General features: G+C 66.9%; 16 protein-coding genes. 5 read left to right on the forward strand and 11 right to left on the reverse strand.

All coding sequences use genetic code 11. The features are described 5' to 3' along the window. Window positions 1-572: 572 nt before the first annotated feature. Both rng and HV701_RS24565 read left to right on the forward strand, forming a co-directional pair. Window positions 573-2,036, forward strand: a complete 1,464-nt coding sequence (gene rng, locus HV701_RS24560) for a ribonuclease G (RefSeq protein ID WP_175135629.1) — start codon at window positions 573-575, stop codon at window positions 2,034-2,036. Between the two features lie 294 nt (window positions 2,037-2,330). Next, the gene (locus HV701_RS24565; protein ID WP_175135612.1) at window positions 2,331-3,035 is read left to right on the forward strand and encodes a DUF3053 domain-containing protein; all 705 of its coding nucleotides are present in this window, start codon (window positions 2,331-2,333) and stop codon (window positions 3,033-3,035) included. Window positions 3,036-3,093: 58 nt separating this feature from the next. Here the strand turns inward: HV701_RS24565 and HV701_RS24570 are convergent, their stop codons facing one another. From HV701_RS24570 to msbA, 4 genes are all read right to left on the reverse strand, one after another. Continuing rightward, complete coding sequence (locus HV701_RS24570) at window positions 3,094-4,635, reverse strand: GGDEF domain-containing protein (RefSeq protein WP_254595240.1); 1,542 nt, start codon at window positions 4,633-4,635, stop codon at window positions 3,094-3,096. 264 nt (window positions 4,636-4,899) lie between these two features. Beyond that, window positions 4,900-5,022, reverse strand: coding sequence for a hypothetical protein (locus tag HV701_RS26975; protein WP_276529870.1), 123 nt, complete (start codon window positions 5,020-5,022; stop codon window positions 4,900-4,902). 249 nt (window positions 5,023-5,271) lie between these two features. Further along, window positions 5,272-7,086, reverse strand: coding sequence for a monovalent cation:proton antiporter-2 (CPA2) family protein (locus HV701_RS24580; RefSeq protein ID WP_175135614.1), 1,815 nt, complete (start codon window positions 7,084-7,086; stop codon window positions 5,272-5,274). 35 nt (window positions 7,087-7,121) lie between these two features. Further along, window positions 7,122-8,897, reverse strand: a complete 1,776-nt coding sequence (gene msbA / locus HV701_RS24585) for a lipid A export permease/ATP-binding protein MsbA (RefSeq protein ID WP_175135615.1) — start codon at window positions 8,895-8,897, stop codon at window positions 7,122-7,124. A gap of 108 nt (window positions 8,898-9,005) precedes the next feature. Between msbA and HV701_RS24590 the strand changes: the two genes are divergently transcribed. Genes HV701_RS24590 through HV701_RS24600 form a run of 3 tightly spaced genes read left to right on the forward strand, consistent with a single transcriptional unit; the run spans window position 9,006 to window position 11,035 of the window. After that, entirely contained in the window at window positions 9,006-9,977 is a 972-nt protein-coding gene (locus HV701_RS24590) for a glycosyltransferase family 9 protein (protein WP_175135616.1), read from the forward strand. A gap of 15 nt (window positions 9,978-9,992) precedes the next feature. Further along, the gene (locus HV701_RS24595) at window positions 9,993-10,757 is read left to right on the forward strand and encodes a YdcF family protein (protein WP_175135617.1); all 765 of its coding nucleotides are present in this window, start codon (window positions 9,993-9,995) and stop codon (window positions 10,755-10,757) included. Between the two features lie 2 nt (window positions 10,758-10,759). Then, window positions 10,760-11,035 (forward strand): YkgJ family cysteine cluster protein, encoded by a 276-nt coding sequence (locus HV701_RS24600; RefSeq protein ID WP_175135618.1) that lies wholly within the window; start codon window positions 10,760-10,762, stop codon window positions 11,033-11,035. Between the two features lie 53 nt (window positions 11,036-11,088). On the opposite strand, the gene HV701_RS24605 is transcribed toward HV701_RS24600, so the two are convergent. The 7 genes from HV701_RS24605 to dnaE are packed head-to-tail and all read right to left on the reverse strand — an operon-like array spanning window position 11,089 to window position 20,246. Then, window positions 11,089-12,237 carry a glycosyltransferase family 4 protein gene (locus tag HV701_RS24605; RefSeq protein WP_175135619.1) on the reverse strand — a complete coding sequence of 383 codons (1,149 nt, stop codon included), beginning with the start codon at window positions 12,235-12,237 and terminating at the stop codon, window positions 11,089-11,091. Beyond that, entirely contained in the window at window positions 12,212-12,937 is a 726-nt protein-coding gene (locus HV701_RS24610) for a polysaccharide deacetylase family protein (protein WP_175135620.1), read from the reverse strand. Before HV701_RS24610 ends, HV701_RS24605 begins: the two co-directional genes overlap by 26 nt. 17 nt (window positions 12,938-12,954) lie before the next feature. After that, window positions 12,955-14,070 carry a glycosyltransferase family 4 protein gene (locus HV701_RS24615; protein WP_175135621.1) on the reverse strand — a complete coding sequence of 372 codons (1,116 nt, stop codon included), beginning with the start codon at window positions 14,068-14,070 and terminating at the stop codon, window positions 12,955-12,957. Further along, window positions 14,067-14,822 carry a glycosyltransferase family 2 protein gene (locus HV701_RS24620; protein ID WP_175135622.1) on the reverse strand — a complete coding sequence of 252 codons (756 nt, stop codon included), beginning with the start codon at window positions 14,820-14,822 and terminating at the stop codon, window positions 14,067-14,069. Before HV701_RS24620 ends, HV701_RS24615 begins: the two co-directional genes overlap by 4 nt. Further along, entirely contained in the window at window positions 14,819-15,667 is an 849-nt protein-coding gene (locus tag HV701_RS24625; RefSeq protein WP_175135623.1) for a polysaccharide deacetylase family protein, read from the reverse strand. Before HV701_RS24625 ends, HV701_RS24620 begins: the two co-directional genes overlap by 4 nt. Continuing rightward, window positions 15,664-16,755 (reverse strand): glycosyltransferase family 4 protein, encoded by a 1,092-nt coding sequence (locus HV701_RS24630; RefSeq protein WP_175135624.1) that lies wholly within the window; start codon window positions 16,753-16,755, stop codon window positions 15,664-15,666. The genes HV701_RS24625 and HV701_RS24630 overlap by 4 nt, the downstream gene beginning before the upstream one ends. Next, window positions 16,755-20,246, reverse strand: a complete 3,492-nt coding sequence (dnaE, locus tag HV701_RS24635; RefSeq protein ID WP_175135625.1) for a DNA polymerase III subunit alpha — start codon at window positions 20,244-20,246, stop codon at window positions 16,755-16,757. Before dnaE ends, HV701_RS24630 begins: the two co-directional genes overlap by 1 nt. Window positions 20,247-20,372 lie beyond the last annotated feature (126 nt).

The raw sequence follows: 20,372 nt of genomic DNA on the forward strand, positions 1-20,372 counted from the left end.
ATAGCACAATTTTTGCAGATCGTGCAACTGGCTTCTGCCTGATTTGCACCGACTTACGCAAAACTCGCTGACCGCCGGTTCGAGAGAATCATCACTGACCCACCGCCTTGCTGCCCTGCGACAAACCCGCTTGCCGTAGCCTTCGGATCCGTTGCACTTGCCTGGCCCCGCCGCTCAACAAAACTGCTTGAACTGCGAAGGAGCGAGACTATAGCACAGAATTTCGGCTTGTCACACGGCTGCCCCATAAAGCCTGATGAATCCTGCGCCGCTCCGTATCGCGCGGGGCCGCGGGGACACATCCACGGCTCGTCACACCGGCAAGCGCACTTGCCCAACGCCGCATCTCTCTATATAGATAGCGCTATGCCATGCGTGGCAGCGGCGGTCGGGCCGGCCCGACCGCCGCTGCCTATATCTATATAAGGGCCCAGGCCTTCCTTATATGGATAGCCCTCCCCGCCAGGCCGGCCTCGCCGCCGCTTGCCTGCCCCATCGGTACGTTTACTATTCGCCTTGCGCCGTACAGCCCTTACCTCGGAGAAGATGCCCTCATGCCCCCAACCATCGCGTTGAGCGAAGATATCCTGATCAACGTCACGCCTTTCGAGACGCGCGTCGCGCTGGTCGAGCAGGGCTCGGTACAGGAGCTGCACGTGGAACGCAGCATCCAGCGCGGTCACGTTGGCAATATCTATCTGGGGCGGGTGGTCCGGGTACTGCCGGGCATGCAGAGCGCCTTCATCGACATTGGCCTGGAGCGCGCCGCCTTCATCCATATCGCCGATCTGCGCGAGAACCGGGGAGAACGCAGCCAGGGGCTGACGCCTACGCCTATCGAAAAGCTGCTGTTCGAGGGGCAGACCATCATGGTGCAGGTGGTCAAGGATCCGCTTGGGACCAAGGGCGCCCGCCTGTCGACGCAGATCAGCATGGCCGGCCGCATGCTGGTGTACCTCCCGCATGACCCGCATATCGGCATTTCACAGAAGATCGACTCGGAGTCCGAACGCATCCAGCTGCGCGAACGCCTGCAGGCGCTGATGCCGGCCGAAGAGAAAGGCGGCTTCATCGTGCGCACCCAGGCCGAGGGCGCCAATGACGACGAACTGACCGCCGACCTGGAATATCTGCGCAAACTGTGGGCCAGCGTACAGGCCGCGGCCCGCACCCAGCCGGCGCCGGCGCTGCTGCACCAGGACCTGACGCTGGCGCAGCGCGTGCTGCGCGACATGGTCGGACCGGCCACCGGTACGATCCTGGTGGATTCGCGCACCACCACCGCGGCGATGCTGGAATGGGCCCGCGTCTATACGCCGTCGGTGGTCGATCGCATCCAGCACTACAGCGGCGAGCGCCCCCTGTTCGATACCGCCAATGTCGACGAGGAGATCGCGCGGGCGCTGTCGCGCCGCGTCGACCTGAAGTCCGGCGGCTACCTGATCATCGACCAGACCGAGGCCTTGACGACGGTCGACGTCAATACCGGCGGCTTTGTCGGGGGCCGCAATTTCGACGACACCATCTTCAAGACCAATCTGGAAGCGGCGCAGGCCATCGCGCGCCAATTGCGGCTGCGCAATCTGGGCGGCATCGTCATCCTGGACTTCATCGATATGGAGGAGCAGGAGCATCGTGAAACCGTGCTGGCAGAACTGAAGAAGGCGCTGGCGCGCGACCGGACCCGCATGACGGTCAATGGCTTCACCCAGCTCGGCCTGGTGGAGATGACGCGCAAGCGCACCCGCGATTCGCTCGCGCACCAGTTGTGCGAACCCTGCCCCATGTGCGAGGCGCGCGGCAATGTGCGCACGCCGCGTACGGTCTGCTACGAGATCCTGCGCGAGATCCTGCGCGAGGCGCGCCAGTTCAATCCCAAGGAGTTCCGCATTCTGGCGTCGCAGGAAGTGGTGGATCTGTTCCTCGAAGAGGAAAGCCAGCATCTGGCGATGCTGGGGGACTTCGTCGGCAAGCGGGTGTCTCTGGAAGTCGAGAGCACATACTCGCAGGAAAAGTACGACATCATCCTAGTTTGAGGCCCGCCGTCTTGCCTGCTCCAGGCAGGTCGCGCAAGATTCACGACACCGGAAAGCCGCGCAAGCGGCTTTCTTTCCATCGGCTCCATGCCGTTGCTCCGGCTCTCGCGCATAACAGCTGCGACGCAAACTTTCACGTCAATGTGTGTGAACTTTGTATCGTGACACTTCGATTGAAATGAAGTTTGAAACCCGTGGCGGCCATGGCGATGACCCGATAAGCTCGCCACCGGCTGGCTGGCCCCGGCGTCCCCGAGGCTACGCCATTTCCCATGTTTTACGGAGAATCACGCAATGAAAACCCTGTTCCGGCCGTTCCTGCTGCTGGCCCTGGCCTTGCCGCTGGTGCTGGCCGCCTGCGGCAACAAAGAACCCGAACAACGCGCCGCGTTCATGCAGTTCCTGCAGACCCGCATCATCGACAAGCCGGGCGTGCGCGTGCCGCAGCCGACGGCAGAAGAAAAGAAATCGTTCGGCGACTACGCCGCGCAATACGCGGTGATCACCGACTTCAATGCCGGCATGGACGCCTCGGTCAAGCCGATGGGCAGCCTGATGCAGAAAGGCGCTGTGCGCACGCTGAACGATGTGATCGCGCGCCGTGACGATCTCAAGACGGTGCAGACCGCGCTCAAGGACATGGGCGAAGCCCTGGCCAAGGAACAAGCCAAGGCCGACGCCGCCCATGCGCAGCTCAAGCAGCCCGACGACCTGAAGGCGGTGTACGACAAGGCTTACGACAAGACCGTGACGGTGCCCGCCAACACTTTCCGGGAGGTGTTGCCGCAGATCAGCGGTACGCTGGACAGCAGCCTGAAGGTGGCGGAGTACGTGGAAGCGCACAAGGCGCAGATCGACCTGTCGGGCCCTGCTCCGCGAGTGCAGGATCCTGCCGTGCTGGCCGAGCTGAACACGCTGCTGCAGGACCTGAGCGCGCAGGCGCAGAAAGTGCAACAGGCGCAGCTCCGCCTGCAGGCGGTGATGCTGGGCGGTCGATAACCGGCGTATCCACACCTGATGAAGACGGCCCGACAGGGCCGTTTTTTTTTACCGCATCTCAGCCGGTCAGACCGGGGCCGTCCGCACTCGCCACGCGGTTGCGCCCAGCCTCCTTGGCGCGATAGACCGCGGCGTCGGCCGCCTCGACCAGAGTAGCCATGTCATCGTCCGGCCGAGGCATCACCGTGGCGACTCCGATGCTGACCGTGACGATGCCCCCCTCGTTGTCCAGGTGCTCGGCGCGCAGGCTGATCACCGCCCGGCGGATGCGCTCGGCAATTTCCAGCGCCCGCTTGCTCGATGTATCGGGCAGCAGTGCGACGAACTCCTCGCCGCCGTAGCGCGCCGCCAGGTCGCGCGGACGCCGGGCATTGTCGCGCACCTTCGAGGCCAGCATCTTGAGCAACTGGTCACCCTCTTGATGGCCGTAGCGGTCGTTGTAGCGCTTGAAGCGGTCAGCGTCGAGGAACAGCAGCGACAGCGGCTGACCCGCGCGGCACGCGCTGGCCCACTCCCGCGCAAGCGACTCGTCGAACGTGCGGCGATTGGCGATGCCGGTCAGGCCATCGGTCTGGGCCGCTTTCTCGAGTTGGGTCTCGATTTCCTGCCGCAAGCGCGTCTCGCGCCGGTACAGCACGATCTGCGCCATCACCGACACAAACAGCGCGAGCGTGACCGGGATAATGAGCATCGCGCGCCGCACCCAGGGGGCCAGCACTTCATCGACCGCCATTGCCACGTCGATGACCAAGGGCGTACCGGGTACCGTGTCGAAGGTGTACAGGCGGTTGACGCCATCGGGCGCCAGCGCGCCGACGAACACCCCGTCGCGGCGAATCAGGAACTGCTGGAACGCCGGCGAATGGCTGATATCGGCGTCGATATCCCGGGAGGAGTACGGCGTGCGCGCGATCACGGCGCCATCATTGCGCAAGATCGCGATGGCATCGCGGGGACCGATCGACAAGCGGGCGAATCGCTCGCGGAAATAAGCCAGTCGCAGGGAGCCCGACACCACGCCGGCGAAGCTGCCATCCGGATTGGAGAGCCGGCGACTGATGCCGATGCTTTCGTCGCCGCCACGCAGGCGGCTGAGATAGGGACGGCCGACGTACATGCCGACGTCGGCCTGATCGCGATGGACCTGGAAGAAGTCGCGATCGGCGAAGTTCATATCGGGTGGCTGCAGGCTCTGCGAGTCGTAGCGGACGTTGCCATCCTTATCCAGGATAAGAATGGTGCCCAGGTACTCGGCACTGGCGGCGCGGTCGAACAGGAACCGATGCAGGGTGGCGGGCGGCAGTTGTTCGATGCCAGGCTCGTGCAACCGCTCGATGACGCCCTGCAGCGACAGATCGTAGACGCGGATGGTGCGCCCGATATCGGCCGAGAGGATTTCCGCGAGGTTGCTGGCGGCAACATGGGCCAGGTTCCAGGTGATGCGCCGATCCATCCACAGTAGCGCGACTGCGGCCGCGCAGATGCCGATGGCGACCAGTCCCGCCAGGGCATAAAGGCTACCGCGCAATAACCCATGAGACTTCAACAAGGCGCTCCTTCGCGATTGCGACGGGGTGTCGTGCTTTTTTGGGCTCATCATGCCGCAAGCGCACGCACCCAGGCAAGCCCGTGAGCCTATCGACAGCCAGGACGGGGGGTTACAATCCGATGATCTGCAACGGGAAATGCCAATCCACATCGGTGGCGGCATTGGCATTGCCCTGATTCCGCGGCATGGCGCCGACACGGCGGCGGTAGGGCATGCACCCGACCGGGCAAATCGGCCGGGATGGGCCGGGCGCCGATGGCCCAGCCCTGACCGGATAGCGGTCGCGCGCCTCAGGGCCGCGCGACCGGACCGGCATCAGGATGCCGTGGCGGCGATCCGGAAGGGAAAGGCCTTGGCGCCGCGGACCTTGCCGGTTTCGCGGTGGGCATTGATGGCCCAGGCCTGACCGGCGCCGCCGGCCGGGATCAGCCGACGCATGGCGCCGGCGGAGAATCCGCAGCGTAGGGCCACGGCCTGGCGCCGTGCCAGTTCAAACCCGACAGCATGCGGGGTCGTGGAAATGCGATCCGATTGCAGCATGGCAGCCCCCTGGGCAGAAACGCTTCGGAAGTGAAGCGTGGTTGGAGACAAATCTACCTCAGCCGCCCGGACTTGCGCGTGAAATGATGCGTAAAGTATTGCAAAGAGACGGTAATACGCGGAACGGCCCGCCCCGTCACACGCCGGTCATGCCGGCGCGCCAGGTTCGGCGTGGCCGGCCGGCCTGGTGGTTTCGCGGTCAGGCTGGTCATTCCGGCCATCGGCCGGACCGGTCATGTTGCCGTACAGCAGGGAGCGCCCGGCGAACAGGCCACCCGCCACCTCCAGGTCGAACCGCTCGGTGTCGCGCTTGCGCACATCCGCCACCACTTCGGCCGCTTCGTCCGCAGGCACGCCGACGGCGCGCAACGCGGCTTCGCCGAATACCAGGGCCGATTCGAAGGTCTCGCGCACCTGGTAGTCGACGCCCTCCTTGGCCAGGGCCAGGGAATGAATGCGGTCGTAGGCGCGCACCACCAGTTGCACCAGAGGAAATTCGGCCTTGATCAGCTTGACCATGTGATTGACCGACTGCGGGTTGTCGATACAGATCAGGATGGCCTTGGCGGTTTCCGCGCCGGCCGTGCGCAGCATGTCGATGCGGGTACCGTCCCCGTAATACACCTTGACGCCCCACTTGGCGGCCGCGCGAATGGCGTCGGTATCGGTATCCAGGATCGACACTTTCATGTCGCGCGCCAGCATCGCCTGGGTCACGATCTGGCCGAAACGGCCGAAACCGACGATCAACGCGCAGCCTTCCAGATCCCGCGCCACGTCGACCCCTTCCATCGAGGGCGCGGGCCTGGGCAGCAACCCGCGCAGCGCCAGCACGCACAGCGGCGTGAGCGCCATCGAAATGATGACCACCGCGACCAGGACCGCGGCCAGGTGCGCATCGAAGATGCCCGCTGCGGCTGCCGCTCCATACAGCACAAAGGCGAATTCGCCGCCCTGCGCCAGCAGCGCGGCGCGCGTGAGCGCCTCGGCATGGCTGGCGCGCAGCATGCGCGCGACCAGGTAGACCCCGACCGATTTGACCAGCATGAACACAAGCACGCCGGCCAGGATCAGTTGCCATTCGCGCGCCACGGCGGCCAGGTCCAGCGACATGCCGACGCCGAGGAAAAACAGGCCCAGCAGGATGCCGCGGAAGGGTTCGACCTCGGCTTCCAGCTGGTGGCGGAAGGTGGACTCGGACAACAGCACCCCCGCGAGGAAAGCGCCCATGGCCATGGACAGGCCACCCAGCTCCATCAGCAGGGCCGCGCCCAGCACCACCAGCAAGGCGGCGGCCGTCATGACTTCGCGCGCGTGCGCCGTGGCCAGCAGCCGGAACAGCGGGTTGAGCAGCCAGCGGCCGGCCGCCAGCAGCGCCAGCACGCAGCCGAGCGCGATGCCGGCCTGCAGCCAGGGATCGCCATGTTCGGTGCCGGCCGGCGCCAGCAGCGCCACCAGGGCCAGCAATGGCACGATGGCCAGGTCTTCGAGCAGCAGGATCGATACGATGCGCTGGCCCTGGGCGCTGGCGGTTTCATCGCGCTCGGCCAGGATCTGCATGACGATGGCGGTGGAGGACAACACGAACCCCATTGCCGCCATGAAGGCCGCCGGCCCTGACAAGCCGGCGGCCAGGCCGACCGCCGTCAGCAGCGCGCCGCAGGCCAGCACCTGGGCCACGCCCAGGCCGAAGATTTCGCCACGCAGCTTCCATAGCCGCGACGGCTGCATTTCCAGGCCGATGATGAACAGGAACATCACCACGCCCAGCTCGGCCACGTGCAGGATGGCGCCCGGATCGGAGAACCAGCCGATGCCGAACGGGCCGATAGCCAGCCCGGCGGCCAGGTAGCCCAGGACGGATCCCAGTCCGAGGCGCTTGAACAGGGGCACCGCCACCACCGCGGCCCCCAGCAGAACGACGACGTTGACGAGCTGGTTGCCTTCTGCGGGCAGGGACATGGGCGGGCTCCTGGATGGCCTGTCGCGGCGCGCTATCAGTCTTCGCGGAACTGCATGTTGTAGAGCGAGGCGTACAGGCCGTTGGCGGCCAGCAATTCGGCGTGGGGGCCCTGCTCGACGATCTTGCCGGCGTCCAGCACGATGATGCGGTCGGCGTTCTGCACCGTCGACAGGCGGTGCGCGATGACCAGCGTGGTGCGGCCCTTCATCAGGCGTTCGAGCGAGGCCTGCACCTGGCGTTCGGACTCGTTGTCGAGCGCCGAGGTGGCCTCGTCCAGGATCAGGATGGGTGCGTTCTTGATCAGGGCGCGGGCGATCGCCAGGCGCTGGCGCTGGCCGCCGGACAGGCGCGCGGCGTTTTCGCCGACCAGGGTGTTGATGCCCTGCGGCAGGCCTTCGACGAAATCCAGCAGGTTGGCGGCGGCCAGGGCATCGCGCACCTGCTGCTCGCTGGCCTCGCCCAGCGCGCCATAGCCGACGTTGGCGGCAATGCTGTCGTCGAACAGCACCACGTCCTGGCTGACCAGCGACAGGTGCGAACGCAGGCTGCGCAGCTTCAGGTCGTTGATCGGCACGTCGTCGACATAGATGGCGCCGCTGTCGGCCAGCACGAAGCGCGGCAGCATATTGACCAGCGTGGTCTTGCCGCTGCCGGAGCGGCCCACCAGGGCCACGGTCTGGCCGGGCTCGACCACGAACGACACGTCGTTGACGGTGTCGCGGTCGGCGTCGGAAAAGCGGTGGGTGACGTTGCGGAATTCGACCTTGCCGCGCACCGGCTCGGGCAGCTCGCGCGTGCCAGTGTCGCTCTCGGGCACCTGGTCGATGAGCGTGAACACGCTTTCGGCCGACACCAGCATCTTCTGCATGCGGGCGGCCAGATTGGTCAGGCGCTTGATGGGATCGAAGATCTGGGCCAGCGCGGCCATGAAGGAAGCGAAGCTGCCGACCGTGAGCGAGCCGTTGTTGGCCTGGCCCAGGGCCACGGCGATGACCGCGCCCACCGAGATCGAGATGCACACCTGGGTCAGGGGCGTCAGGGCGGCGTCGGCGGTGGCGGTGCGCATGGCGAAGCGGCGCAGGCGGCTGCTGACGAAATCGAAGCGGCCGCGCTCGACCTCGTAACCGTCGAACAGCTTGATGACGCGCTGGCCATCGATGCCCTCGCTGACCACGCGGGTCAGTTCGGCGTTCATGTTGACGGTATCGCGGTTGATGCGGCGCAGACGCTTGATGAAGGTGCGCGCGATCAGCACCGAGACCGGCAGCATGATCAGGATGATCAGGGTCAGTACCCAAGAGGTGTACAGCAGCACACAGATCAGGGCGATGACCACCAGGGTTTCCCGCACCAGCACCGTGATGACGTCGGTGGCGTAGCCGGTGACGTTGCCGGCGTCGATGGTGAAGCGGTTCAGCAGGCGGCCAGTGTCGCCGCGCTTGAAATCGGCGTCGGGCAGGCCCAGCAGGCGCTCGAACATGTCGCGCCGCATGCCCAGCAGGACGTTGTTGGCCACCCAGGCCAGCAGGTAGTCACTGAAGAAATTGCAGACGCCGCGCACGAAGATCAGGCCGATCACCGCCAGCGGCAGGGCCCAGACATAGTAGGGTTTGGCGCCCGAGAAGCCATCGTCCAGCAAGGGCTTCATGATGACGGCCAACGTGGGTTGCGTGGCGGCGGCGCCGGCCATCAGCAGCGTCGCCAGCACCAGCCCCTTCCAGTAGGAGCCGACCCGGCTATAGATACGGCTCCAGAGTTCAGCTCGGACGGGCTGGGAGCCCGCGGGCGCGTTGCGTGCGGCAGAATTCAATGGAATCACTCGCTTTTATACAATTGTGCCCCGGATTGTACTGGCTACGCGTTGTCACGCGAGGCCGGGCGTCCCCCTTTCAGCCCCTATCGCACGCCGCGCCCGCCCATGTCCGAAATCAGTTGCCTCTACGTCCGCTTGCCGAATTGGGTCGGTGATGTCTGCATGAGCCTGCCCAGCCTGCGCGCCTTGCAGGCCGCCGGCCTGCCCCTGGTGATCTGTGCCCGCCCCTGGGCCCGGGATCTTCTGGAGGGCATCGAAAAACAGCAGTTCCTGCCGATGTTGGGAAAATTAGGGCCAGATAGAGCCACCGTCGCCGCGCATCGCCGCACCCTGGGCGCGGGTGCCCGCCATGTCCGCGGCCTGCTGCTGCCGGATTCGCTCTCCAGCGCCCTGGTGTTCCGCCTGGCGGGCGTGCCCTCGGCCGGCTACCGCGACGACGGCCGCAGTTTTCTGCTGCGCTGGCCGGTAACCAAGCCAGAGGCGGCGCTGCACGCGGTACAGGCCTGGCATCATCTGACGCGCGCGGCGCTGGGCCGCTGGGGGTTGCCGGCCGGCCCCGCCGAACCGGGCCCGACGCTGGACCTGCCGCTGACGCCGGCCCACCAGGACGCGGCGGCGCTGGCGCTGGAAGCGGCCGGCCTGGCCGGCCAGCGTTTCGTGCTGATCGCCCCGACCGCGACCGGCCTGCACAAGGGCAAGGTCAAGGTATGGCCAGGATTCGATACACTTACCCGGGCACTGCAGGCACGGGGCCATACCGTGGTAATGTGCCCCCCTCCGGCGGAGACCGACGAAGCCCGGCGCAATGCGCCCACGGCGCAGTTGCTGGCCCCGCTCTCGCTGGGCGCGTTTGCCGCACTGACGGCGCGCGCGGCGTTGGTGATTTGCAACGACTCGGGCGTCTCGCACGTCGCCGCGGCGGCAGGCGCCCGGGAGCTGACCTTGTTCGGCGTCACCCGTCCCGGCCGCACCGGCCCATGGTCGCCCCGGGCGGTATGCGTCGGCTCGGAGACGGCCTGGCCGTCCAACGCGCTGGTCGAGCAGCAGGCCTGTCAGTTGCTCGATCGCTTGCCGTAAACGGATTGTTTTGACATGACCCTTTCGAGCTATCTCACGAACCTGATCATTCCGTTCAACCTGTGCCTGACCCTGGTGGTGCTAGGCCTGGTGCTGGGCCTGTTCCGGCTGCGCAAGACCGGCGGCGCCCTGATCGTCGCCGGCCTGCTATGGGCGCTGGCGTGGTCGCTGCCCGTCACTTCGTTGTGGCTGGGCGGCGCGCTGGAAGGCCGCTATCCGCACCTGCCGCCGGCCGAATCCCCCACGGCCGACGCCATCGTGGTGCTGGGCGGCAACACTGCCAACGGCCGGGCCAACTGGTTTCTGCCCTACGACAAGGACACCGCCGTGGTGCGCGTGGACACGGCGGCGCAGCTGTACCTGGCCGGCCGCGCGCCCAAGGTGGTGCTGTCCGGCGGTGCGCTCGAAGGCGACGTCAGCGAGGCCCGCGGCATGGCCCACGCGATCCGCCAACAAGGCGTGCCGGAATCCGCACTGATCCTGGAGAACGCCAGCCGCACGACTTACGAGAACGCGGCCCTGACCGAGGACCAGCTCAAGGCGCGCGGCATCGGCAAGGTGCTGCTGGTGACCTCGGCTCTGCATATGCCGCGCGCCATGGCGGCGTTTTCCAAGCAGGGCGTGGTGGCCATCGCCGCCCCCGCCCCGCCACAGATCGTGCCGCCCGCCGACGGTTCGCTGAACCGCTGGCTGCCCGACCAGCGCACCTTCGACGCCAGCCGCTCCATCATCAAGGAATACGCCGGCCTGTTCGTCTACTGGCTGCGCGGGTGGGTCTGACCATGACGGCGGCGCTGGCCTGCCGGCCGGGTTGCGGCGCCTGTTGCATCGCGCCATCGATCACCCGGCCAATACCGGGCATGCCGGATGGCAAGCCCGCGGGCGTGCCCTGTATCCAGCTGCTGCCGGACATGCGTTGCGCCCTCTTCGGGCACCCCTCGCGGCCGGATTTCTGCGGCGGGCTGCAGGCCCAGGCCGAGATGTGCGGCGCCGACCGGGAGTACGCGATCCACTGGCTGGACGCGCTGGAGCGGGCCACCGCGCCGGCCAGCCACTGAGCACAACGGGACCTCGCGGTCCCGTTTCTGCTTTACCGACCCGGCACGGCGCCTTAGCCGCGCTCGGCCAGCACCGCCCGGTACAGGTCCTCGTAGCGCGCCGCCACCGTTTCCCAGCTCTGGTCGCGGGCGATGGCCAGGCCGCGTTCGGACAGGGCCGCGCGCAACTCGGGTTCGTCGCCCAGACGTTGCAGGGCCTGGGCCAGTTGGGCGCCATCACGCGGATCCTGCAAGATCAGCGCATCCTTGCCCGCCGACAGGTACTGGGCGAAGCCGCAATAGGCGGGCGAGCTGACCACCACCGGCAACCCGTGCGACATGGCTTCCAGCGGCGCCATGGCGTAGCTGTCGTTGAGCGTGGGGTGGGCATAGATATCGGCGGCCGCGAAATAGCGCGCGACGTCCGGCGTGGGGTCGATCAGCGCGACGCGGCTGGCGACCGCGCCGGCGTTGCGCACCCGGTCACGGGTGGCCGCGTCGGCGCCCACCACCAGCAGGCGGTACTGCGCCGGCAGCAGCGCCAGCGCGTCGAGCAGCGCCGGCAGGCCCTTGCGCAGCGGGTTGCGCGCCACCAGCAGGCAGCCGATGGTCGCGGCGTCCCAGCCGACCTGCGCCCGGGTGGCGGCGCGGGCCGCCGCAGCGTCGGGCCCTGGCAGCTTGACGCCGGGCGCGATGATGTCGACCGGCAACTGCGAGCCGTAGCTGCGATGCAGCTGGTCCATAATGAGGCCCGACACCGCCACCACGCGATGCGCGGGCGCGCGGCGCACGCGGAATTTCTCGAGCAGCAGATAGGTGGCCAGGCGCGGGCTGAGCCAGGCGAGCACGCGCTTGAGCGGCTTGACCCGGGTCAGGCGGTTGTAGCGCACCGGCGTGACGTGCATGACCTGGATTTCGCCGGCCCAGCCGTTCATGTGCGAATGCACGATGTCGAAGCGGCCGCGCGTGAGACGGTCGGCCCGCCAGGCGAAATACAGCACCCGCATCCAGCTCGGCAGCCAGCCGGGAAAGCGCACCGGCAGGAAGGGAAACGGCAGGTCGCTGTCGAAGTCGCGCGCCACCACGGATACATCGTGCCGCTGGCCAAGCACGCGCATCAGCTCGACGCCGTAGGCTTCGGCGCCGCCGAAGCGGTTGCCGAAGCGGTCGACCAGCAGTGCGATGCGCAGCCGCCGTTCAGCCGCGCCCGCGCTTGTCTTCATAGCGGGTCAGGCATTTCTGCAGGAAACGGAAGATGCCGGTCGAGCGCGACACCGTCACGCGCGGCAAGCCGAAGGGATCGTCGCTGGCGTTGGCCAGGCCGCGCCGGGTGAGCGTGGCGTTGTCATAGCCCGCCTCGCGCGCCATGACCAGGTGTTCCGGGCCATGATCGCCGTAGGGATAACAGAAGGCGGTGACGGGCGCGCCCAGCGCCTGTTCCAGCACGTCCTTGGACTCGACCATCTGGCGGCGCGCCTCGTCGGGCGTCATCTCGGGCAGATGAACGTGATCCAGGGTATGCGACCCGACTTCGTGGCCGGACGCGGCCCATTGGCGCATTTCGTCGATCGTCATGAGCGGCGAGAACGGAATGCCGATCTTGGCGTCCCAGACGTTGCCGCCGTCGAACTGATTGGCCACCAGGTAGTTGGTGGCCGTGAACCCCAGTTCGTCGAGCACCGGCATGGCGTTCTGGACCACATTGCGGTAGCCGTCATCGAAGGTCACGCCAAACACCTTGCCGCGGCGTTCGCCCCGCACGTAGGGCATGACGTCGCGCATCGACAGGCCTCGGTAGCCCAGGCGGCGCATCCAGCGCATCTGGCGCGCGAAATCGTCCGGATGCACCGTCAGGCCGCGGAACGGCGTGCCCTTGGGATTGGGCTCGCCGATCTGGTGGTACATGAGAATTGGGATAGACATGGCGCGATTATAAGGGCTCAGTGTCCGCCCAATGTACGCTGGTAGACGTCGACCGTGGCTTGCGCGAAACGCGCCAGGTTGAAGTCGCGCTCGGCGGTCTGGCGGGCATTCGCGCCCATGGCACGGACCCGCGCGGGATCGTCGAGCATGAGGCGCAGGCGCGCGGTCATGGCGGCCACGTCGCGCACCGGCACGATCCAGCCATCGACGCCGTCGGTGACGTTTTCGGGCAGGCCGCCGGCGTCGGTCACCAGCGCGGGCAGGCCCAGGCCCATGATCTCGCGGCAGGCGAACGACAGGGCCTCGCGGTACGACAGCACGAAGCCGGCGTGGCACGCGGCCAGGGCCGCGCGCACATCGTCGAGCAAGCCGGGAAAGCGCACCTGGTCGATCATGCCCAGTTCGCGCACGCGGTCGAGCTTGGCTTCGGACGGCGGGTCGCCGGCCACCAGCAGCAGCACGCGTTGCTTGTCGCCCGGCGGCAGCGCCGCCACCGCGGCCACCAGGTCGAGCCAGCCTTTGTCGTAGTCGGTGCCGCCGGCGCTGCCCAGCAGCAACTTGCCGTGCCAATCCGGGCCGAAAAAGATCTCGCGCAGCTTGTCCAGGCTGTCAGGCGCCGGCGGCGCGAAAAAGCGCGTGTCGATGCCGTGGCGAATGGTGGTGATCGGCCGCTTGCGGTAAGGCGAATCGGACAGCAGGCGGTGGATGTAGTCGCTGACGGCGATGCTGTGGTCGGTGGCCAGCGCCACCCGCAGCTTGTGGCCGACGCTGGTGACCGGGTGATCGTTGTGCTTGGTGAACACGATGCGCGGGCGGCGCGCCAGGGCCAGCGTGGCCAGCATGACCTGCTTGTGATCGGCCGAGCCGTTGGCGTGGATGATATCGAAGCGGCCGTCCTTGATCAGGCGGCGCAGCCGGGCGCGGTCCTTGAACCAGGACGAGGGCCGCGTCGTGTAGCGCATATCGACCACCGTCACGCCCGGGATGGCCTTGGCGTAGCGGTGCAGGCGGCTGGTGGCGGGCGCGGCGACCGTGATCTGGTGTTCCGCAGCCAGGGCGCGGGCCAGATTGATGATATAGGTGACGTGCCCACCGCCATTGCCGGCGTGGAAGTTGGTATAGAGGATTCTCACTTGTTCTTCTCGGCCAGGAACATCAGCTTCGAATAACGGAAGAAACTGCCCGCCGCGGCCGTCACCGCCAGCACCAGGCCATGGCGGCCGTCCAGGAAGCCGCGCCGGATCAGGTAGATGCGCACGAAAGTCCAGAAGCTGTGTCCCAGCGCGCCGAAGACGCCGGTGCGCTTGCCCTTGGCGTACATCATGGCGGCGGCATCGGAGGAATAGCGGTTGATCTTGGTGACCAGCGCATCGAGATTGTCGTACGGGTAATGCTGGAAGTAGCCCTTGAGCTGCAGCGGCGGCTGGCCGTTGGCCGGGACCACGCGTTCGTGCACGGCGGCATCGTTGAAGCGCGCCGTACCCCGCTTGAACAGGCGCAGCACGTAGTCCGGCCACCAGCCGCTGTGGCGGATGTCGCGGCCGCAGAAGTTCGACAGGCGGGCGATTTCGTAGGCGTCGGCGCGCGGCGCGGCCAGCGTGTCCTGGATTTCACGCGCCAGTTCGGGCGTGACGCGCTCGTCGGCGTCGATCGACAGCACCCAATCGCCGGTGGCCAGGTCGAGCGCGCGGTTCTTCTGCGGACCGAAGCCGGGCCAGTCGGACGTCACCTCGACGCGCGCGCCGAGCGCCCGCGCCAGCTCCACCGTGCCGTCGGTGCTGCCCGAATCCACCACGATGAATTCGTCGGCGAAGGCGACCGACTTGAGACACTCGGCGATATTGGCCGCTTCGTTCTTGGTGATGACTATGACAGATAACTTCATCCGCGATTCCTAAGACGCTTTTTCCAGGCCTTCCAGGCGTGATAGCGCGGTCCCCAGAAGGGATCGCGCGACAGCCAGATGCGCCGGTTCAACCAGGTGCCGCCCTGGTTGCGCACCGCGAAGCGGTAGATGTGGCCGGGGTCGGCGCCTGGGGTGTTCTGGCCGAAAGGGTCGGTAGTGTACAAGTGGTGAAAGCCTGCCTGCCTGGCGGCTGCCACGTAGTCGGCGTCGAAATAGCCCTGCGGCCAGCACAGATGATCGCTGACCGCGCCCAGGCGCCGCGCCAGCGTCTCGCGCGAATCAGACAGCTCCTGGACGATATGGGCCCGCTTGGCTTCGGTATCGGCGCCGCAGACCTTGTCCCAGCGCGTATGCGTGTGGGTGTGCGAATGGAATTCGAAGGTGCCGGCGGCCCGCATCGCCTCGATCTCGCTCCAGCGCAGCATGACATCGTCGCCACGGCCCTGGGCGATCAGCTCTTTGCTGGCGCCGTGGTCCGGCGTGGCCGGCAGCGGCAAGCCCTGCCCCGCGTGCGGACGCACCGGGCCGTCGCCGATCCAGCCGGTGATGGTGAACAGCACGGCGCGCATGCCGTAACGCGCCAGCACCGGATGGGCGTGGACCCAGTTGTTGAGATAGCCGTCGTCGAAGGTGATCAGCACCGAACGCTCGGGGGCCGGCGCGCCGGCCAGGTAGGCGGCGAACTGCTCGGTGGACAGCGACTGGTAGCCAGCCCGCGCCAGGCGCGCAATCTGGGCCTCGAACACGTCGGGCATGGCGTTGATCATGCCGCCGGCCGGCGTGACGTGGTGGTACATCAGCACCGGAACGTTGGGCGCGTTCATCCGCGCCGCTCCGCCAGCCAGCGGGCGTAGACGGCCTCAGTGGTCTCGGCCAGGCGGGCGGGCGAGAACACGCCCTCTTCCCAGACCATCTTGCGGCCGGCCTCGCCCATGCGCTGGCGCAGCCCGGCGTCATCGATCAATTGTTCAAGCGCAGCGGTGAGCGCGGCCGGGTCCTTGGGCGGCACCAGGATGCCGGTTTCGCCGTCGCGGAACATCTCGGAGACGCCGCCGACGTCGGTGCCGATGACCGGCAGGCCACTGGCCTGCGCTTCGACGTAGACGGTGCCGGAGGCCTCCTGCTGGGTCGCCAGCGCGAACAGGTCACAGCCGGCCAGCAGGTTGGGCACGTCGCGGCGCATGCCCATCAGGTGGATGCGGTCGGCCAGGCCGCGTTCGGTCACATAGGCCTGGGTCTGCTCGAACACCGGCGACCCGCCCCCCACGAACACCAGGTGCAGCTTGGGCCGGGTGGCCATCAGCGGCGCGATGGCGTCGATCAGGTCCTTGTGGCCCTTGGTGGCGCGCATCACGGCGACACAGCCGACCACCACGTCATCCGGCGCCAGCCCGAGCTCTTCGCGCAAGGTCGAGTGTTCGACCGGCGGCGGCAACACGATGGGCGAGTAGACGGTGGCAATGTGGCTGGCCGGCACGCCGCGCGCGATCAGGTGCTCGCGCACGTGGTCGCTGACAGTGGTGACGCGGTGCGGCAGGCGCGTGTACGACCAGAGCGAGCCGACCTTGTTGGACAGGTGGCGGGTGCGCACGATCAGCGGCGTGCCCGCCAGGCGGCCGGCGGCCGCGGCGATGACGGTGTCGCGCCGGCTGTGGGTATTGAGCACGTCGAAGCGGCCTTCGCGCAGGATCTGGCGGATGGCGACGACGCCCTTGAGGTAGTTGAGCGGCCCGTCCATCTCCAGCGTGTGGACGGTGAAGCCGGCGTCCGACAGGCGCTCGGCCAGCAGCGCGCTGGGCTGACAGATGGCTTCGAGGTGATGGCCACGCGCGCGCATGGCGTTCATTTCCTTGAAGATGCGGCCTTCCTGGCCGCCGAAGCTGGTGGCCGCTTCCGAGTGGACGATGCGCATCAGTAGGTGACCTCCACGCCGTTCGGCTTGGTCCAGGCGTTCAAGTTCTCGAGCAGCGTGTCGGCCATGCGCACGCGCCATTCCTCACCCAGCCGCACCGTGCAGAGGAAGTTGTTCTTGGTGTAGACGATGTCCACCGGCACGCCAGGGATGCCGTTCTCGGGTTCGGCGCGGAACGGGTTGAGCATCTGGCGCAGGCGCGCGGCGTCGGCACCGCCATTGAGCTTGACGCGCAGCGACTTGGCGCGCGCCTCGCGCGCCAGCTGCAGGTCGTACAACTGCTCGGCAACAATGCGCATGCCGCCGGAGTATTCGTCGTTGCTGACCTTGCCCTGGACGATGACCAATTGGTCTTCACGCAAACGGCCGCGGTGCTTTTCGTAAAGTTCGTTGAACACCGAGATCTCGACTTGCGCGGTGCCGTCGTCGAGTACCGCGAACACCATCTTGCCGCGCCGCGTCATCATGACGCGCACGCTGGCCAGCACGCCGCACATCCATTGCAGGTCGCGCTGCGGCTCGACCCGCGCCAGTTGCATCGGCACGATCTGGCGCACTTCGTCGCGCCAGGCGTCGAACAGGTGACCGCTGTAGTAGTAGCCCAGCGCCGATTTTTCCTCGGTCAGCTTCTTGTGCAGGTCCCAGGGCGCGACCTTGGCCAGTTCGCCGGCCACCACGTCGCTGCTGTCGTCGCCGAACAGCGAGGACTGGTTGGCGCTGCGCGCGGCCTGCTCGGCCGCTTCCATGGCGGTGGGCACCGAGGCCAGCATGGCGGCGCGGTTCGGTTCGATGGTGTCGAACGCGCCGGCCTTGATCAGGGCCTCGATGGTGCGGCGGTTGACCGCGTGCTTGCTGACGCGACGGCAGAAATCGAACAGGTTCTGGAACGGGCCGCCTTCCTTGCGGGCGCGCAGGATGTCCTCGACCGCGCCCTGGCCGGTGCCCTTGACCGCCCCCAGGCCGTAACGCATGGTGCGCGGCGGCTTGCCCTTTTCGGTGTACTTGTCGGCCACCGGCTCGAAGCGGTAGCCCGAGAAATTGACGTCGGGCGGCAGCACCTCGACGCCGTTGTCCTGGGCGTCGCGGCAGAAGATCTGGACCTTGTCGGTGTCGTCCATGTCGGAGGACATGGTGGCGGCCAGGAATTCGGTCGGGTGATAGGCCTTGAGCCAGGCGGTCTGGTACGAGATCAGCGCGTACGCGGCCGAGTGCGACTTGTTGAAGCCGTAGCCCGCGAACTTCTCCATCAGGTCGAACAGCTTGACCGCGAGGTCCGGATCGTGGCCCTTTTCCTTGGCGCCCTTCTCGAACAGCTCGCGGTGCTTGGCCATTTCCTCGGGCTTTTTCTTGCCCATGGCGCGGCGCAGCAGGTCGGCGCCGCCCAGCGAGTAGCCGCCGATGATCTGCGAGATCAGCATCACCTGTTCCTGGTAGACGATGACCCCGTAGGTGCTTTTTAGCGTGCTCTCCAGGTCGTTGTGGAAGTAGTCCACCGCGGCGCGGCCATGCTTGCGGTTGACGAAGTCGTCCACCATGCCCGATTCCAGCGGCCCCGGACGGTACAGGGCCAGCATGGCGATGATGTCTTCGAAGGTGTTGGGCCGCAGCTTCTTGAGCAGTTCCTTCATGCCGCGCGATTCCAGCTGGAACACCGCGGTGGTGTTGGCATCGCACAGGATCTTGTAGGCGGCCGGATCGTCCAGGCTGAGCGCCATGACGTCGAAGTCGCGCTTGTCCGCGTTGAACTGGCGCACGTAGCGCACCGCCCAGTCCAGGATGGTCAGGTTGCGCAGGCCCAGAAAGTCGAACTTGACCAGGCCGGCGGCTTCGACGTCGTCCTTGTCGAACTGCGAGACGGCGCTGTTCTCCTGTCCCGGCTGGCAATACAGCGGGCAGAAGTCGGTGAGCTTGCCGGGCGCGATCAGCACGCCGCCGGCGTGCATGCCGATGTTGCGGGTCAGCCCTTCGAGCGGCTTGGCCAGGTCGACCAGCGCGCGCACTTCCTCTTCCTGCTCGTAGCGGTCCTTGAAGGCCGGCTCATCCTTCAGGGTGCGTTCGAGCGTCCACGGATCCATCGGGTTGAACGGGATCAGCTTGGACAGGCCGTCGCAGAACATGTAGGGCATGTCCAGCACCCGGCCGGCATCGCGCACCACCGCCTTGGCGCCGAGCGTGCCGAAGGTGGCGATCTGGCTGACGGCGGCGCGGCCGTACTTTTCCTTGACGTAGTCGATGACGCGTTCGCGGTTGTCCTGGCAGAAGTCGATATCGAAGTCGGGCATCGAGACCCGCTCAGGATTCAGGAAGCGCTCGAACAGCAAGTCGTAGCGGATCGGGTCCAGGTCGGTGATGCCCAGCGCGTACGCCACCAGCGAACCGGCGCCCGAGCCCCGGCCCGGGCCGACCGGCACGCCATTGTTCTTGCCCCAGTTGATGAAGTCCTGCACGATCAGGAAGTAGCCCGGGAAACCCATCTGGATGATGGTCTTGCATTCCCAGCGCAGGCGCTCGTAGTACTGCTCGCGCTTGGACTCGCGCTCGGCCTCGTCCGGGAACAGGAACGCCAGACGTTTTTCCAGGCCCTCTTCGGACAACTGCACCAGGTAGTCGTCCAGCGACACGCCGTCGGGCGTGGGGAAGTTGGGCAGGCGCGGCTTGCCCAGCACCAGGCTGAGGTTGCAGCGCTTGGCGATCTCGACCGTGTTGGCCAACGCCGAGGGCACGTCGGCGAAGCGGCGCGCCATTTCCTCGGAGCTGAGCAGGTACTGTTCCTTGGTGAAACGGCGCACGCGGCGCGGGTTCGCCAGGATCTCGCCTTCGGCGATGCAGACGCGGGCCTCATGCGCCTGGAATTCGTATTCGTCCAGGAACTGCACCGGATGCGTGGCCACCACCGGCAGGCCGGCCTCGGCCGCCAGGCGCATGGCGGCCTGGGTGTAGGCTTCGTCGCCGTCCATGCCGGCGCGCTGCAGTTCGATGTAATAGCTGCCCGGGAACAGGTGCGCCCACTGGCGCGCCAGCGCCAGCGCCGACACCGCGTTACCGGCATCCAGCGCCTGGCCGACGTCGCCGCCGCGGCCGCCAGACAGCACGATCAGGCCGTCCTGGCCCTGCAGCCATTCGCGGCGGATTTCGGCGCGGCCCTTGCCCTGGTTGGTCAGGAACGCGCGCGACAGCAGTTCGCACAGGTTCAGGTAGCCCTGGTGGTTGCGCACCAGCAGCAGGATGCGGAACGGCTTGGCGGGATCCTCGTCGTTGCTCAACCAGACGTCACAGCCGGCGATGGGCTTGATGCCGGCGCCGCGCGCGCCCTTGTAGAACTTGATCAGGCCGAACAGATTCGACAGATCGGTCAGGGCGACGGCCGGCTGGCCGTGCTTGGCGACGCGCTTGATGAGGTCAGGGATGCGCACGATGCCGTCCACCACCGAGAACTCGGAGTGAACGCGCAGGTGGACAAATGGGGACGGGTTTGTTACGGCTTCGGACATAGCAGGAATTGTACCTAGTCGGAGGGCCGAAAAGCGCCCGTTGGCCGATTGCGCCGACACCCGCCGGGCGGCCCTGTGTAACAATAGACGATTGCCCCTGATCATCCGTCGCAGGACGAGATTTAC

This window comes from Achromobacter pulmonis (genome assembly GCF_902859765.1).
GTDB lineage: Bacteria > Pseudomonadota > Gammaproteobacteria > Burkholderiales > Burkholderiaceae_B > Achromobacter > Achromobacter pulmonis.